The 17,304-nt window shown below is 41.8% G+C and carries 13 protein-coding genes, 5 tRNA genes and 1 pseudogene; 5 read left to right on the top strand and 14 right to left on the bottom strand.

All coding sequences use genetic code 11. The features are described 5' to 3' along the window. Positions 1 to 456: 456 nt before the first annotated feature. The 14 genes and pseudogenes from AU387_RS00175 to AU387_RS00105 form a co-directional block, all read right to left on the bottom strand. Positions 457 to 1,323, bottom strand: a complete 867-nt coding sequence (locus AU387_RS00175) for a hypothetical protein (protein ID WP_059334382.1) — start codon at positions 1,321 to 1,323, stop codon at positions 457 to 459. Positions 1,324 to 1,344: 21 nt separating this feature from the next. Continuing rightward, complete coding sequence (locus AU387_RS00170) at positions 1,345 to 3,609, bottom strand: ATP-binding protein (protein ID WP_059334381.1); 2,265 nt, start codon at positions 3,607 to 3,609, stop codon at positions 1,345 to 1,347. Positions 3,610 to 4,092: 483 nt separating this feature from the next. After that, a pseudogene (locus AU387_RS00160) lies at positions 4,093 to 4,587 on the bottom strand (TnsD family Tn7-like transposition protein); the annotation flags it as partial. 402 nt (positions 4,588 to 4,989) lie between these two features. Further along, positions 4,990 to 6,792: a glutamine--fructose-6-phosphate transaminase (isomerizing) gene (gene glmS, locus AU387_RS00155; protein WP_044162154.1), complete on the bottom strand. Its 1,803-nt coding sequence runs from the start codon at positions 6,790 to 6,792 to the stop codon at positions 4,990 to 4,992. A gap of 429 nt (positions 6,793 to 7,221) precedes the next feature. Beyond that, on the bottom strand, positions 7,222 to 8,568 hold the full coding sequence (gene glmM, locus AU387_RS00150) for a phosphoglucosamine mutase (protein ID WP_059334378.1): 1,347 nt from the start codon (positions 8,566 to 8,568) through the stop codon (positions 7,222 to 7,224). An 18-nt stretch (positions 8,569 to 8,586) separates the two neighbouring features. Further along, entirely contained in the window at positions 8,587 to 10,041 is a 1,455-nt protein-coding gene (gene cdaR, locus AU387_RS00145) for a CdaA regulatory protein CdaR (RefSeq protein ID WP_044162158.1), read from the bottom strand. Continuing rightward, on the bottom strand, positions 10,034 to 10,855 hold the full coding sequence (cdaA, locus tag AU387_RS00140; RefSeq protein WP_044162160.1) for a diadenylate cyclase CdaA: 822 nt from the start codon (positions 10,853 to 10,855) through the stop codon (positions 10,034 to 10,036). Before cdaA ends, cdaR begins: the two co-directional genes overlap by 8 nt. A gap of 160 nt (positions 10,856 to 11,015) precedes the next feature. Next, a complete protein-coding gene (gene rsiW, locus AU387_RS00135; RefSeq protein ID WP_044162162.1) occupies positions 11,016 to 11,642 on the bottom strand; it encodes an anti-sigma-W factor RsiW in 627 nt (208 codons plus the stop codon). Between the two features lie 13 nt (positions 11,643 to 11,655). Continuing rightward, on the bottom strand, positions 11,656 to 12,219 hold the full coding sequence (gene sigW, locus AU387_RS00130; protein WP_010332813.1) for an RNA polymerase sigma factor SigW: 564 nt from the start codon (positions 12,217 to 12,219) through the stop codon (positions 11,656 to 11,658). Positions 12,220 to 12,448: 229 nt separating this feature from the next. After that, positions 12,449 to 12,520, bottom strand: a tRNA-Gln gene (locus AU387_RS00125). Positions 12,521 to 12,524: 4 nt separating this feature from the next. After that, positions 12,525 to 12,609 (bottom strand) — tRNA-Tyr (locus AU387_RS00120). A 19-nt stretch (positions 12,610 to 12,628) separates the two neighbouring features. Next, positions 12,629 to 12,701 (bottom strand) — tRNA-Thr (locus AU387_RS00115). Positions 12,702 to 12,705: 4 nt separating this feature from the next. Beyond that, a tRNA-Val gene (locus tag AU387_RS00110) sits at positions 12,706 to 12,781 on the bottom strand. Positions 12,782 to 12,784: 3 nt separating this feature from the next. Continuing rightward, positions 12,785 to 12,859 (bottom strand) — tRNA-Glu (locus AU387_RS00105). Between the two features lie 181 nt (positions 12,860 to 13,040). Between AU387_RS00105 and AU387_RS00100 the strand changes: the two genes are divergently transcribed. From AU387_RS00100 to AU387_RS00080, 5 genes are all read left to right on the top strand, one after another. Further along, a complete protein-coding gene (locus AU387_RS00100; RefSeq protein ID WP_059334377.1) occupies positions 13,041 to 13,496 on the top strand; it encodes a 2-thiouracil desulfurase family protein in 456 nt (151 codons plus the stop codon). Between the two features lie 11 nt (positions 13,497 to 13,507). Beyond that, positions 13,508 to 13,990: a GNAT family N-acetyltransferase gene (locus tag AU387_RS00095; protein ID WP_044162166.1), complete on the top strand. Its 483-nt coding sequence runs from the start codon at positions 13,508 to 13,510 to the stop codon at positions 13,988 to 13,990. A 110-nt stretch (positions 13,991 to 14,100) separates the two neighbouring features. After that, the gene (murQ, locus tag AU387_RS00090; protein WP_059334376.1) at positions 14,101 to 15,015 is read left to right on the top strand and encodes an N-acetylmuramic acid 6-phosphate etherase; all 915 of its coding nucleotides are present in this window, start codon (positions 14,101 to 14,103) and stop codon (positions 15,013 to 15,015) included. 15 nt (positions 15,016 to 15,030) lie between these two features. Next, positions 15,031 to 15,882, top strand: a complete 852-nt coding sequence (locus AU387_RS00085) for a MurR/RpiR family transcriptional regulator (RefSeq protein ID WP_059334375.1) — start codon at positions 15,031 to 15,033, stop codon at positions 15,880 to 15,882. A 25-nt stretch (positions 15,883 to 15,907) separates the two neighbouring features. Next, positions 15,908 to 17,275: a PTS transporter subunit EIIC gene (locus AU387_RS00080; protein WP_059334374.1), complete on the top strand. Its 1,368-nt coding sequence runs from the start codon at positions 15,908 to 15,910 to the stop codon at positions 17,273 to 17,275. Positions 17,276 to 17,304 lie beyond the last annotated feature (29 nt).

The raw sequence follows: 17,304 nt of genomic DNA, 5'->3' as shown, positions 1-17,304 counted from the left end.
TTTATTAATTTGATATTGATATTACTGCCTGATTCACAATGGTAATGGTCCATACATAGTGTTGTGGCTACCGGTTATCCCCCGACTCCCTGCTAGTCGGGAACCGACTATCTGACAGTGGGTACCAACTTTGTAGCGTTTGGAAGAGGAAAGTTACAACTACATATAAAGGCTCATCATTTCTGCCATAAATTATATATACACCCGAACAAGGAGGAAATTTTTTAGCTTCCCATATGTAATAGTCTTTTATAACAGAAATATTTAGTGTTGCTGATATATTGCAGTATCTAAAATTAATAGTATCGTTTCCTTTTTTCTTTCACCTTGATAATTGCAACAGAATATGATATAATTATTCATTTTTGTATTATATATTTAAATTTACCTACTTCATTATTACAGCAATCACAGGTTCCGTTTTGAGTAATAAAAGAGATATTATGATTCTCACGTTCATTTTTTAATCACTTTGTATTCTTTTAAGTATTCATTTGGAGAATATATTTTCATAATATTACTGAATGGTACAGAAACATTTGGTTTCAACTCACAATAAATTTCATCAGTTTGTCTACTATAAAAAACCCCCTCATTTATTATTGATAATGATTTTTCGATAATCCATTTTCTATTCATCAAATTAATTTCTGTTTCCTCAAGATTTTCTGTGTAAATCCTATTATAAAAATTTTTAATATTACTAATAGGTGCCTCGAACTTAATTACGTAGCATTTTTTGTTGTTGTCATTCACCCAATCATATTGTATTTTTCCATCTTTCAGAAGTTGTGCTAAATTATATAGAAACTCGGGACTTTCATTCACGTTTCCTCCATAATTTAATACATTTTCACTGAAAAAGAATGAATTAATTTGATAATCCTCAAATAATTTAAAACTCACCCATTCGGCTGAATCTCGTCCTGAAAGGCCTCGATAATCCTTGGCTATATCGTAAATTCCCCCTTTATAATGAACTTGTTTCTTTGCTAAATCTATTTGGACACCATTATTTTGTAAGTATTTATTTAATGGAGTGTCTAACAATATAGCTTGTTGTAAATTAATTAGCCCGTATTTTTTTATACTCGAACAACCATCATTATTAGTGGTAACATGGAGAGAGGACATTATAAGCTCACTTGATAACAATTGTTCATCGGTTATTTGAAATAATTCAATGAACTCATCACAATCATAATTATCCTTATTATTAGCGATATATTTACTAATTTCTCTTTCTGTTATACTCAAGTATTTACCGAGTGATTGTATTGTACCTTCGAAGGTTGTAAGGTCGTAATGGATAGCTTTTGACATCAAGGTTCCCCTCCTTGTAATTTATTCTTTACCAACAGCAACTTGTGTTAATGCCTCTTGTATTTCCTTTTCAGCCTCATCGTTTGCTTCGTTCTTCTCCACTTCATTAACAATGTTCCCTATCATCATGTTGAAATGAGATTCATGATTAGAATTTATAAAAATCTTTCTAAATACCTCAAAATAGATTGTATTTTGTTCTTGGCTACTATCTACATATAGATCATCATTCACATGATGTGACCCATCATTAGCCCAAGAAAGTAAAGAATTACAAACCACCTTATCATCATCTAGGAACCCTTCAACAATTTCATTAATATCAACGTTTCCGAAGAACTTGAAGTAGTTTTCTAATATCCTTCTCATAATATTAGGAGTTGTTATTGAATTAGAATTTTCACGTAATTCTTTCCAAAGTAGTTCATATGAATTCTTAATGGGGTTTTCTTCATATCGACTAATGTAAGATATATTACCTGTCTTCCTGATAATCCAAAATATTTCATCAGGTTGCTTTTTATTGCTCCTACCTTTGTTGTAAGAAATCTCCTTGTGAAAATAAACATTATGTGTCAAAATAATTAATTGTTTGAAGTTAGACTCATTACTCCTTACCTTTTTCTTCAAATTATTTATGAGGTTGCTCACCATAAATAGTATATTGCTGTCCAAGCTAGAAATAGGGTCATCAACCACAACTACTCTTGCTGTATTTACTTTGTCCTGATCATTACTGCCATTAATGAGCTGATAGAAATACAGGAAGGTAATAAAGGTTTTCTCTCCTTCACTTAATGTTTCATTTGCATCTTCACCATTTCGCCTTACAATTTTGTAATTACCCTGTTCAGCAGATTCTGCCAACTGAAAATTTGTGAAACTAAAGGATTTAAGCAGCATATTGATTTCATGAATAGAAGGTAATACACTCGTAAGTTGATTCTGTAACTCAATCGCTTCATCTTCTAGTCTCTTTTTGTGAGTTTTTTGCTCTTCCTTACCCCTTTTCATTCCCACTAAAGCGCTATTCTCTCTTGTAAAATTACTCATGTAATTTTCATAATGACTCTTATTCTCTTCCACAATAAATCGCCATATTTCTTTTGTTAACACTTCTCTTTCTTCTTTAATATTATCAATTACCCTATTTAATTCAATTATTTGTATATTAGCACGGTCGACCTCTGAATTTATTTGCTCAAGGTAACTTATTATTGAACTTAACTCAATGCTCCTACTTGGCTCATGTCTCTTTCTTTCAAGCAGCTGAGTGTTTTCTTTATACGTTAAATTAATTATTTCAAATAGAGATGTTATTTTTTCTTTATTAATATAAGGTATGTCTTCAGTCATAAGAAAATTGTACTTTTCAAAAAAGCCAAATGTATCTCTTTTATATTTTTCTATGGATGAATTAAGATTTTGTATTTGTTCAGTGTATGTTTCATCAAAATATTCATCCAACTTTTCCTTAAAACTCTCGGGTAACTCTTGTTGACAAAATGGGCACACACCATTTGAATCTTCCATATGTCTATGCCCTCTCTGTACCCAGTCACTTATATTTAGTTCAGATATTAATCTAGCAATATCTATATCCTTTTTACCTATTATTTTCGTTTGAAATATTGATTGTTTCTCTAAAGAGCTATCGTAGTGTACTTCTGGAATTACCCTAACTTTTTCTCGGGAATTTTTATAGACCGAATCAACTCTGTTCTTTAATTCTTCATATGTATATAAATCACTGTTGTTATTTGTAGCTTCATCCGAACATCTTTCCATAAATCTCTTTTTATTATTGCGAAGACCTGTAAAAGCCTCTTCAAAAACTTCATCATAATTCTGCTTTAATTCCCAGCATTGATCAACAAATTCTGATTGTAAGGTTTCTAATTTCCCTTCTTTTTCTTCTATATTCTTTTCTAAATTTCCAATTCGTTCTTGATGTCTCTGTGCACCCTTCAATTTTTCGTCTATTAAGGTCAATATTTCAGTAGACTCTTTACCTAAAGTAAAAATCCCTTTTATTTCATTCCTGATATTAAAGTTGTCTTGGACAAAATTTCTATTGTAAACAAACAAATCGAAGGCAGAACTCCCTTGTTTCCGTTCTATATTGCAAGAAGAATACTTTTGATTGTCGCTATTTCTTAGAAATTCAGAAATAGTTGTCTTTCCGGTACCATTGCTTCCGTAAATGTAATTGATCTTACTCAAATTAACTTCAATTCCCCTTGAATCATAGGATGCAACTTCCTTAATACTAATCTTTTCTATCAAACTACTCCCTCCCAACTTTTCCTACTCCCGATATAATTTTCCTGATGTTAATTTCTATTTTACAGGAAAAGTTTAACATGTATAAGAGGAGTTCCAAAATTCCAATAATTTTTTCCCGATTTCTGTATTTGGTTGCAAACAATAAGCAGCAATTAATGGAACAACTATGACCTCACCTCAATGTAAAAATGCTTACATTTTTATTTCATTATAGCCTCTCATTTTTGACTTTTATTAATAATAAAAAGGTATCCCTAATATAGGACACCTATTATATGTTACTTTGAGTTTATACCAATTATAATGTTTAAGAAACTCAATAATCTCCTCATAAAACTTCTTTTTAATACCTGCTTTCCTCAGAACCTCCCATCCTTTAATCACTTCTCCCTCCTCTTTCATTTCTCTAATTACGTACTTTACCCTTTTCAGACGGAAATCCTTCTCTGATTCCAAAACTTGTTAAATAAACACCTTCGTTTCCTACAACTTATCCAAATGATTTTCCAACAAGGCCCTCTCTTCAATGCGGTCTCCAAGTGACTTTACTGTAATTCTTATGGGCTTCCCGCTTATATTATTTACACCCACAACCACCTCATGGACCTTCTTTAATACTTCCGGGTCTCTTTTCAACCAATTAACACGGTTATTTATTGTTTCAACCTTTTGCCGTTTTGGTGAATTTACGTTGAGCCAATTTCTATCGTTCTTAAATAAGAAAGCATATACCACTGGACTTTTCCTTCGACTTTTCCTTCTTAATTGGGTTTTCGTAAGGTTGGGGTAGTCCTTTTGAAGCAGCATCCATTCACTTCGGTTCTCATTTACCAAATCATTACCTTTATGAAATTCCTTTCTTGAACTACTTTTGGTATCTATAAATTTTTCATATTTAATTACGGTATTGGTATCCACACCTAGTTTCCGAGCAATCTCCCTATACAACTGCCTGTCATTCAACAAAAATTGCAACTTTTTCTTCCAAAGTGTTCTTCAGAACTGTATAGGGAACATCATTGGGAAAAGCAGGATACAGTATGAGTCCTTACAGGACAAGGGGCTGGGAGCATATGGACAGACTGGACCGCAATGGATCCAGCCTGAATTATTATTGATTTGATATTGATATTACTGCTTGATTCACAGTGGAATAATAGTCCATACATAGTGTTGTGGCTACCGGTTATCCACCGATTCCCTGTTGGTCGGGTACCGACTATCTAACATCGGGTACCAACTTTGCAGCGTTGAGAAGAGGAAAGTTACAACTACATAGTTGGAATACCGAGAATGCAAAATAAAACGATCCGTTCACTTATAAACGACGGATGGACAAAAAACCCCTTTGGCTAAATAACCAAAGGGGTTAAACATTTATTATTCCACAGTAACACTCTTCGCAAGGTTACGCGGTTTATCAACATCACAGCCGCGATGCAGTGCAGCATAGTAAGCGATCAGCTGCAATGGAACAACAGATACCAATGGAGCAAGCGCTGGGTTTACTTCCGGCAGTACGAATCTGTCATCCGCATCGTCTAGGCCTTTCAGTGAGATGATGCATGTGTTGGCTCCGCGAGCGGCAACTTCTTTGACGTTTCCGCGGATGCTTAGATTTACGTGCTCTTGTGTTGCCAGTGCGAATACTGGTGTTCCTTGTTCGATCAAGGCGATGGTGCCGTGCTTCAGTTCGCCGCCGGCAAAGCCTTCTGCCTGGATGTAAGAAATCTCTTTCAGCTTCAGTGCGCCTTCGACACATACGAAGTAGTCGAGGCCGCGTCCGATGAAGAAAGCGTTTCTGGATACAGTCAGGTATTCACGAGCGATCATTTCCATTTCGTCTTTCTGGTCGCAAAGGGCTTCCATTGCGTTTGCTGCGATACCGAGTTCTTTGACGAGGTCAAATCCGATAGCGATGCCGTTTTTGTCAGCAGCCACAGAAGCAAGAACCGCAAGAACTGCGATTTGTGCAGTGTATGCTTTGGTTGACGCAACAGCGATCTCAGGGCCTGCATGAAGCAGCAATGTATAGTCAGCTTCACGGGAAAGCGTTGATCCAGGTACGTTTGTGATTGTCAGGGCTTTGTGTCCGAGCGCTTTGACTTGAACGAGAACCGCGCGGCTGTCTGCTGTTTCTCCGCTTTGAGAAAGGAAAATGAAGAGCGGTTTCTTAGACAGAAGCGGCATGTTGTAGGAGAATTCACTCGCTACATGCACTTCAACCGGCACGTTTGCCCACATTTCAATATATTGTTTACCGACAAGTCCTGCATGGTAGCTTGTTCCGCAGCCAATGATATAGATGCGGTCCGCTTCCGCTACAGCGGCAGCGATATCGCCAGGCACAGACAGCTTGCCGTTTTCATCTTGATACGTTTGGATGATTTTGCGCATCACAACTGGCTGCTCATCCGTTTCTTTCAACATGTAGTGAGGGTACGTGCCTTTTTCGATATCACTGGCATCCAGCTCAGCGATATAAGAAGCACGTGAAATCACGTCGCCATCAAGGTTTTTGATAACAACTTGATCATCAGTCACGATGACCATTTCTTTATCCATTAGCTCTACATATTCGTTTGTAACTTGAAGCATTGCCATCGCGTCAGACGCCACGACGTTGAATGTATCTCCAAGACCTACTAATAGAGGGCTTTTGTTTTTCGCTACAAAAATCGTTTCTCTGTTGTCGTTATCGAATAAAGCAATTGCATAAGAGCCTTTTAACAGTGTAAGTGTTTTGCGGAACGCTTCTTCTGTCTCAAGTCCTCCATTGACGAATTGCTCGATTACTTGAACGACTACTTCTGTATCGGTGTCACTTTTGAGCTCTACATCTTGCAAATACTCTTGCTTCAGCTGAACATAGTTCTCGATCACGCCGTTATGGACAAGTGTAAAGCGGCCCAGTGCGCTTTGATGCGGGTGAGCGTTCAGATAGCTTGGTTCGCCGTGTGTAGCCCAGCGAGTATGACCAATTCCGGCTTTCGCTTCTACATTGGCATCCACAACTTCACGAAGATCTGCAATGCGTCCTTTTTCTTTGAACACATGGATTCCCTGTTCGTTGGCAACTGCGATACCCGCAGAGTCATAGCCGCGGTACTCAAGCTTCTCCAATCCTTTTAACAAAATTTCCTTCGCATCAAGCTGACCGATATAACCTACGATTCCACACATAATTTCTTCCTCCTAAGATTGTAAAAGGAGACGAAGAAAGTCATTTTTCAAGGGGACTTTCAATCGTCCCCTCCTACATGTTTTATGGAAGATCATGTGATTTCCCTTTGTTCAAGGAGTCGCCTCCTTGGTTTGAAGAAATCCTTACGGCTGTGATCTGCATACTCAGCCGGGAGGCATCCGCCGAAAAATCGATAACCTCCATCCTCGTCAACTAAGCCTTTTTTCGGGCGCTTAGTTCGGGCGCTATAATTATAAGTAAAACAAAATCCCGTCTTTCCTGCCTCTAGAAAACAAGAACAAGACAAGCTTGATTTTACAGCATGTGCCAAGAATGGTCAATTGTTTTTTAAACAACTTTGCCGCCTGTCTCACAATTATTATATGTGAGTCGCACTTGTCTTGTTCGCTCTCTGTTTATAGATTTCGTTACTCTAATCCCATTTCTGACCGGACGACTTCAACAATGCGATTAACATATTCATCGCACAGTTCTTTCGTCTTCGCTTCAGCCATCACACGAACGAGCGGTTCAGTGCCAGATGGGCGCACTAAAATCCGGCCGTCGCCGTTCATTTCTTTTTCAACCTCAGAAATAACGGCTTTTACTTTTTCATTTTCTTCGACTTTATATTTATCAGTTACTCTCACATTGACTAAAAGCTGCGGAAACTTCTGCATTTCAGCCGCAAGCTCTGACAGCGGCTTGCCTGTCGCTTTTAATGTATTCATCAGCATAATGGCGGACAATAATCCGTCACCTGTTGTGTTGTAATCAAGGAAAATTAAGTGGCCGGACTGTTCTCCGCCGACATTGTAGCCGTCTTTTTTCATCGCCTCTACCACGTAGCGGTCGCCGACAGCCGCCTGCACGCTCTTTATCCCTTCTTTTTCAAGCGCTTTATAGAAACCGAGGTTGCTCATGACTGTGGAAACAACCGTATCATCCTTTAAGCGGCCCTCTGATTTCAGGTATTTTGAGCATATGTACATAATTTGGTCGCCGTCAACGATATTTCCTTTTTCGTCGACTGCGATCAGGCGGTCGCCGTCACCATCGAACGCAAGGCCGATATCAGCATTTTTCTCTTTTACAAACGCACTAAGCGCTTCAGGATGAGTAGATCCGACTCCGTCATTGATGTTTAATCCGTTCGGAGAAGTTCCCATTGTCGACACGTCTGCGTCTAAATCGGCAAACAAGTGTGTCGCAAGCGATGACGTCGCTCCGTGTGCGCAATCAAGCGCAACATGAATGCCTGTAAAATCTTCGTCGGCAGTCTGTTTTAAGAATTGCAGGTACTTTTGGCCGCCTTCAAAATAGTCGTTTACAAGTCCCAGGTCAGCTCCAACCGGTCTTGGCAGCTTATCCTCCGGTTCATCCATCAGACGCTCAATTTCAGCCTCCTGTTCATCAGAAAGCTTAAATCCGTCTCCTCCAAAGAACTTGATTCCGTTATCCTGCACTGGGTTATGAGAAGCAGAAATCATGACGCCCGCCTCTGCATCCATCGCTTTTGTTAAATAGGAAACACCAGGTGTAGAAATGACTCCCAGACGCATGACTTCTGCGCCAATTGATAAAAGTCCGGCGACAAGGGCTCCCTCCAGCATATGGCCGGAGATGCGTGTATCGCGGCCTATCAGCACTTTTGGACGTTGTTTGTCTTTGGTCAGCACATACCCGCCGAAACGTCCGACTTTAAAGGCCAGCTCAGGCGTAAGCTCGCTGTTGGCAACACCTCTTACACCATCTGTTCCAAAATACTTGCCCATTTTATAATCGCTCCTTTTTTATTCTGATGAAGATTGTGAACCTGTATTTGATTCATCTTCATCCTGATCCTGATTTTGATCTTGGTTTTCGTCTTGATTTTGATCATCATTGTTTTTATCACTGTTCGTTGTATCTTCTCGCTGATTATTCTCTTTGTCATTCGTCTTGTCATCAGTGTCATCCTGGTTCCCTGACGTCGTATTGCTGTTATCTTTTGTTGTCGTATTCGTTTTTTTAGACGTAAGCTTGATTTTTGCGTTTTTCTGCCCCAAGGACCAGGTTACATTTTGAGGCCCGTTTACTTCAAGCTTCACACTATGCTCTCCGTCATCTAAATCAGATACGTTCACATACAATTCTATGTCTGATTTCTGCAGTTTTTTTATGTTGCCGGGAGAGCCTTTGGCCGTAACATCTATCGTTTGTGATTCCGGATCCAGAAATTCAATGTTCTGTGAGCTGCTCAGCCCTACAGTCTTAATAGGGACATTCTCAAACGTCTGATCCGCTTCACTATCTACTTCTATATGCAACGTCACCTTTGACGGCGAGATTTTTTTGACGCCGTCAGGAAGCGGAATATCTGCCTCGATATCAGAATCCTTTTTGATTTTGCTTAAATCTAAGCTGACACCGTCTATAAATTCAAGAGAATCCAAGACATCCTGCGAGCCGTAAACCGTCACCTCACTGGGACTTGATTCGATATTCGCTATGCTGACACCGTCAGGAAGGCTTCCTGTCCGCTCAATTTTAAAGGGCACTTTTTTACTCGGACTTGTCACCGGAACGGTAATTTTGATGACCGAGGGCTCCACATCGACAGGAAGCGCGTTTCCGTCTTTATCATAGACAGTCACTTTCGCTTCCTTTTCAATCGTTTCATCTGCATTTTCCAGGTTTACCGAAGCTTTCACAAGAGAAATATTATCAATCACGTCTTTAGAACCTGTAATCTGTACATTTTTAGGACTGACAATCGGCTGCTCCGGAGAATAGCCTTTTTTCATTTTGCTTTTGTTGTAATACTCCACTTCAACAGGAAAGCTTTCTGTCGTGCGTTCTTGAATGGTGACGGTCGTCACGGACGGATTAATGGATATCGTCAGCCCATCCGACACGTTTTTGGCCTTAAGCTCGACCTTATGTGTGCCGGTTTTCAGCTTCTCCATATCCGCGTATATCTCAAAATTCTTTGTCTGTCTCGCCTTCTTCACGGCGCTTGTCGGACCTTTTATCGTGACATTCACCGTTTGCGGAACGCCCGTCACGACATAATTTTCATCATCGTAATATGCTTTAACCGGTATATCAGTCAGTGTTGCCTCATCAGTTGTAGATGTCGGAAAAAATGATTCACCTGGTTTTTTCGGAGTTGGTGCTTGGTTGCTGTTAACCGCTACATAAAGCAAGAGCGCGAAAAGCAGCGCAATGACTTTCACAGCCCAGCGGTTGTTTAAGAATTTATCCATTTTTCTTGCCCCTCCAATACCAACGGTTAGAAGAAGTCTCTCTGGTGTTCTTCTTAAACTCTGCTTCAAGCATTTCTTTCAGCGCTTCTTCCGTCAGCTCTCTGTGAAGGTCGCCATTCCTCGCCACACTGACGCCGCCGGTCTCTTCAGACACGATAATCGTCAAACTGTCTGTAACTTCACTGATTCCGACAGCCGCTCTGTGCCGCGTGCCCAGTTCTTTTGAAATGAACGGGCTTTCAGAAAGCGGCAAATAACAGGCGGCAGCGGCAATTTCATTATTTTTCATAATGACCGCTCCGTCATGAAGCGGTGTATTCGGGATAAAAATATTGATCAAGAGCTCAGAGCTGACCTTTGCATTCAAAGGAATGCCCGTTTCAATATAATCCCCCATACCCGTATCCCGCTCAATGGTTAAAAGGGCGCCGATCCGGCGTTTCGCCATATAATTGATCGCTTTCGTTATAGCATCAATTGTTTTCTGCTGCGCTTCCTCAACCGGCGTGCCGCTCCTCGAGAAGAAACGGCCCCGTCCAAGCTGTTCAAGCGCTCTTCTCAGCTCAGGCTGAAAGATAATAATAATTGCTAAAAATCCCCATGTTATCGCTTGGTCCATCAGCCACTGAAGCGTGCCGAGGCCCAAATATTGACTGGCCATACGGACTAGCACGATCACAACGATTCCTTTTAAGAGCTGAACCGCCTTCGTGCCGCGTATCACCATAATCAGTTTATATATCACATACCAAACAAGGAGAATATCAACGGCATTGCCGAGGTACTGCAAAAAAGGGATATCCTCAAAAGCCATTTCCTCGTCCTCCAAGAATTCAGTCATTTCGTATTTTGAAGTTTAATGTGTTACGCATATGTACTTTACATAGCGAGCCCATTATACCACATTTCGTTTTGGCAAGTGAAATATGCCAGCCGTTTGAGAACCTAAAAAAGAGTAAAGCGCACCACACGCTTTACTCTTCTCCGTTCGGGTCTAATGCATTGAATACACTTTTCCCCGCAGACTTCATTTTATACCATGTCCAGTCGAATAATTGATTAATCTCCTCAATTTGACCGGTGACTTGTCCAGCAGAGGCCATATACTTTTCTCCGTTTACAACGGTGACATCCCCGTCTATTTTCCCTTTAATAATCAGCTTGCCGTTTTTGACGGTGACATCACCTTTGACCGTCTCACCTTCAGGCACGATCACAGTATTGTTTTGCACGACCAGATTCGGCTGCTTCGACACGCTGAAGTTGTGGTCATTGTGCCAGCTGTTTAACAATCCTCCGCCCATCAAAATGATGAATACCGCAGCAGCCGCGATAACCGGATGTGATCTGAACCATCTTTTCACAGAAGCTCTTTTCTTCTCCTTAGGCAATTTTGCCATGACGTTAGCGGTAAAATCGGCGGGGGCTTCGACATGCGATGTGCTCCGGACGAGCGCAATGGATTTTTCCATCTCATAAAAATGCTTTCTGCAATCCTCGCATGCCTCCAGATGTTCTTTTAATACTTGTTCATCTTTCGGAAGGATATCTCCATCAAGATGCATATGCATAAGCTGCACAATTTGTTCAGGACAGCTCATTTCATCACCCCACTTAAAGATCCCTTAATTGTTTTCTAAGAGCCTCTCTGCCTCTGTGAATCCGCGTTTTTACAGTCCCCACAGGAATGTTCAGAATCTCGCCGATTTCAATTAATGAGAGTTCATCAATATACTTTAATACAATGACAGTTCTGTATTTGTCAGGAAGCTTTAATATTTTCTGCTGAATTGTGTGTGAAAGCTCCAGCGATACGACTGCATCTTCAGGCAAAACTCCATCTGCGGCGATTTGGGAATACATCGTCAAGCCTTCTGTACCCGCCACTTCTGCATCGAGGTAATAATCCGGCTTCTTTTTGCGAATGCGGTCAATGGTCAAGTTGGTCGCAATTCGATAAAGCCAAGTTGAAAATTTCCGGTTGATATCAAAACTGTCGATATTGACGTACGCTCTGATGAAAGCCTCTTGTGCGATATCTTCCGCCTCATGCACATTGCCAAGCATACGGTAGCAAAGCTGATAAATTTTATCCTTGTAAATATCTACGATGTCCGCAAATGCATTTTGATCGCCTTTTTTGACTTGCTTAATTCTCTTTTTAATCATCATTTCCATATTTATCTAACCTCTGCCTTCACCGGTCTGTATGTATACGAGCTTCGTTTCTAAAGGTTTCAATTTTTTTATAAAATAAGTTTAACAAATTTTTGGCAGGGTGTAGATGGCAATTTGTGAATAAACTACCTTAACATATTTTTAAAATTATTATACAGACTGAACAGTTAGAAGTTAGAATGATTTTTCAAAAAGAAAAAAGACACCTTTTGATCAAAGGTGTCTGTGACTGGGCTAGCTGGATTCGAACCAACGCATGACGGAGTCAAAGTCCGTTGCCTTACCGCTTGGCTATAGCCCAATGATGGTGGAGGGGGGCAGATTCGAACTGCCGAACCCTGAGGGAGCGGATTTACAGTCCGCCGCGTTTAGCCACTTCGCTACCCCTCCATATTTTCAAGAAAAACAGTGCCGGCAAGAGGACTTGAACCCCCAACCTACTGATTACAAGTCAGTTGCTCTACCAATTGAGCTACACCGGCAAGATGGTGGAGGATGACGGGCTCGAACCGCCGACCCTCTGCTTGTAAGGCAGATGCTCTCCCAGCTGAGCTAATCCTCCAAATGGTGACCCGTACGGGATTCGAACCCGTGTTACCGCCGTGAAAGGGCGGTGTCTTAACCGCTTGACCAACGGGCCGTTTGTGTTCTCGTCGAGCTGACAAAAGTTATTATATACAGGTTCCCCCCCTTTTGTAAAGAGGAAATTTAAATTTTTTATTTTCAAACTTTTTAACCTCTTTTTTAACTGAAAAAGGCTCCTACCATTTATCATTTATTTTAAGATAGATATAGATCGAATCAAGAGAGGAGAAACCAATATGATACTAGTCAGCTCTTGCCTCGGCGGCATTGAATGCAGATACAACGGTTCGCATGCCGCATCAGAGAAAATCCGAAAACTGATTGAAGAAAAACAAGCAGTGATGGCTTGCCCTGAACTTCTCGGCGGCTTCTCCACTCCCCGGGAACCAGCAGAAATCATCGGAGGCACTGGTGAGGATGTTCTTAATGGAACCGCGAAAATCATAACGTCTTCAGGAGAAGATGTAACAGATTTATATATGAAGGGCGCGGCCCAAACATTGGCCTATGCAAAAGAAATCAACGCCTCTGCCGTCATATTGAAAGAAAATAGCCCATCATGCGGAAGCAATTTCATCTATAATGGCTCATTTTCAGGCAAAAAAATTGCTGGAAACGGAGTAACCGCCGCGCTATTAAAACAAGCGGGGTACCGTGTAATTTCTGAAAACCAGTTAGACGACATATTATAAGGAGGCTCATCATGACGCAAGATATCTCTTTATCCTTCTATAAGCCTGAGCACTTGCCGGAGCTTTACGCCTTTACTTTACACAATGATGACAAACGCTTTACGGCTCTCCCTAAAGAGGTACTGACTCAGGCTCTAAGCATACAGGAGCGCTATCCTGTTGTTATCTTAAAAGGTGATCTGCCAATAGGCTTTTTCATTCTGCATACGTCAAAAGAAACCATTGCTCCCTATTCCAACAATCCATTTGCTTTATTGCTCAGTTCCTTATCATTAAACTCTGCCCACCACGGACAAGGCTATGCGAAAAAAGCCATGCTTCAGCTCCCCTCTTTTGTTAACGGGTATTTCCCATGGTGCGATGAAATCATTTTAGCCGTCAACCACCTGAACACCCGTGCAAAGCAGCTTTATATGAAAACCGGATTTCTTGATAAAGGACGCCGAAAAATCGGGCCGCTTGGCGAACAGCTGATACTTCATTATTTCTTATAGCCTCTTTTGAAATAAAGTTTCAAAAGTTAAAAATGATAGTTGAAATATCATAACAGAAATGAATATACTGAATATTGAGATATATTTATTTTTACACAGGGGGCATCCTCATGTCAGAACAATTGAATCTTCACAGCCTTACAACTGAATCACGCAATAGCCAAACATTGGAAATACACAAAGCTAATACCCTCGATATCTTAAAAATGATTAACAATGAAGATATCAAAGTCGCTGCCGCCGTTCAGCGTGTCCTTCCCGATATCAAAGCAGCCGTCGAATGCGCGTATGAATCCTTTCAAAATGGCGGACGGCTCATTTACGCAGGTGCAGGCACTAGCGGCCGACTCGGTGTGATGGACGCAGTTGAATGTCCTCCGACCTACAGCGTCACTCCTGATCAGGTAATCGGGTTAATGGCCGGCGGTCCCAACGCATTTTTGCAGGCGGCAGAGGGGATTGAAGATCATGAAGAAGCAGGGGCCGAGGATTTACGAGCCATCCATCTTACCTCAGCCGATACAGTGATCGCGATTGCAGCAAGCGGCCGTACGCCTTATGCAGCGGGTGCGCTGAAATACGCCCGCACAATCGGAGCAAACACCGTCTCCCTTACCTGTAACAGTCAATCTGCCATCAGCAAACACGCTGATCACAGCATTGAGGTCGTCGTCGGGCCAGAAGTCATTACAGGCTCGACACGTATGAAAGCCGCAACCGCTCATAAAATGATTCTAAACATGATATCCACCGCTGTAATGGTCAAAATCGGCAAGGTCTACGAAAACTTGATGGTGGATGTCAATGTCAGCAACAAAAAACTAAAAGAACGCGCCATCAGCATCATTCAAAGCCTCACAGACGTTTCTTATGAGAAAGCGCAATACACACTTGAACAAGCGAATCTTCATGTCAAAACAGCAATTGTTATGCTCAAAACCAGCACAGATCAAAATAAAGCGAAGACATTGCTTGATGAAGCGAACGGTTTTATAGACAAAGCAATTGAAAACTACCATTCATGATAAGGAGAGACAGTAATGGCGACAGGCGGTTTAGCTATCATTCAATCAATGAAACACAAGCTGCCACAATCAGAGCGTAAGCTTGCGGACTACATATTAGCCCATCCCCACAAAGCGATAGAAAGCACAGTCAGCGAAATCAGCGCCTTAGCTAATTCAAGTGACGCTGCCGTCATCAGGCTCTGCAAGTCACTGGGACTAAAGGGATTTCAGGATTTAAAAATGAGGGTAGCGGGCGATCTGGCAAAACCTGCTGTTCAAGGCTACCGGGACATCGCTCCTCATGAATCGCTGCCTTCCATCTCTGAAAAAGCAGCCGGCAATGCCATTCAAGCAATTCAAGACACCTCAGATCTCATGGATTTTCAAGAGCTTGAGCGCGCTGTTTCTCTGCTGCTTCAAGCGAACACTGTACATTTTTTCGGTCTGGGCGCCTCGGGAATTGTCGCCAAGGATGCCCAGCAAAAATGGCTTCGAATTCATAAACAGGCGACTGCTTTCACGGACACTCATCTTGTGGCATCTTTAATCGCAAATGCAGATAAGAAAGACATTGTATTTGCCATTTCATTTTCAGGTGAGACACAGGAAATCATCGAGCTGCTTTCGATGGCAAAGGAAAAAGGCGTCACAATCATCAGCCTTACGCAATTCAGCCAAACCTCCGTCTCTGCATTATCCGACGTTTCATTATATACAGCCCATTCCAACGAGGCCCTGATTCGAAGCGCAGCCACTTCCTCCCGTCTCGCCCAGCTTTTTATAATTGATGTTTTGTTTTTAAGCATGGCGGCCGAGCAGTATGAAGAAACAGTCGGCTACATTGATAAAACGCGAGAAGCAATCAAATCTATGAGAAAGACATAAGGCATCTTGAAAGGGAGGGGTTTGTATGAGCAAAGAAAAACACTACAATACTCTGGCGGAAAAAATCCTTGAGCTATGCGGGGGGAAATCCAATATTTCTTCCTATACGCATTGCATGACCCGCTTGCGCATTACGCCTTACGATGTCAGTAAAACGGATAGTAAGGCGTTAAGGGAACTTGATGGCGTCCTTGGAGTCGTCGAAGCTGAAACCCTGCAGATTATCCTCGGCACTGGTGTCGTTAATCATGTCACCGCCGCTTTTTCGAAGCTGGTATCATCAGAAAAAGATTTTAATCTAAAAGAGGCCGCCGCCAAAAAGAAATCCGATATCAATCGTAAGAACGCCACTCCATTTAAGCTTTTTTTACGTAAAATAGCCAGCATCTTCATACCTCTCATTCCCGCACTCGTCGCTTCAGGCTTAATTACCGGGATTACCAAAGCGATAATCCAAGCCGGCTGGCTCTCTGCAGAATCACAAACGGCTATTGTCCTCACAGTCATCGGATCAGGCCTGTTCACTTATCTCGGCATTCTCGTCGGCATTAACGCGTCAAAAGAATTTGGCGGGACGCCCGCTCTCGGCGCTCTGGCAGGGATTCTGATCATTAACCCGGAAATCGCAAAGATCAGCTTATTCGGAGAACAGCTTCTTCCCGGCAGGGGAGGGCTCATCGGCGTTCTATTCGCAGCTATATTCATTGCTTACACAGAACAATTCATCCGCCGCTTTATTCCTCAATCACTCGATATTATCGTAACTCCAACAGTTTCACTTTTGATCACTGGAATATTGACGTACGTCGTTTTCATGCCTTTAGGCGGGTTCATTTCAGATGTCATCACATCCGGTCTTCTGGCCATCTTAGACATCGGCGGAATCGCTGCAGGCTTTATTCTGGGCGCGACCTTCCTCCCTCTCGTTGTCACCGGGTTACATCAAGGCCTGACGCCGGTGCACATGGAACTCATCAATTCGATCGGTGATGACCCGCTTCTCCCTATCCTTGCCATGGGAGGCGCGGGACAAGTGGGCGCAGCCTTCGCCATCTTCGTTAAAACAAAGAAAAAAACGCTGAGAAAAGCGATCACAGGGGGTCTTCCTTCAGGACTGCTCGGCATCGGTGAACCGCTCATATTCGGTGTCACGCTGCCGCTTGGCCGTCCGTTTTTGACAGCATGCTTAGGGGCGGGGATCGGCGGAGCTTTTCAAGCTTATTTTCAGGTTGCCACAGTTGCGCTCGGCGTCTCCGGATTGCCGCTCTCCTTTCTGGTTCTGCCTTCACAAATCATCTTATATATCATCGGTCTCTTTATTTCCTATGCGGCCGGCTTTTTATTGACCTACGCTTTCGGATATAAAGATGAAATGGCTGCCCAGTTCGATTAAATGATGACGTTTAAGGAATAGTAACGGCA

The organism is Bacillus halotolerans (assembly GCF_001517105.1).
GTDB classification, from domain to species: domain Bacteria; phylum Bacillota; class Bacilli; order Bacillales; family Bacillaceae; genus Bacillus; species Bacillus halotolerans.
This window is presented reverse-complemented; position numbering and strand designations above follow the sequence as displayed.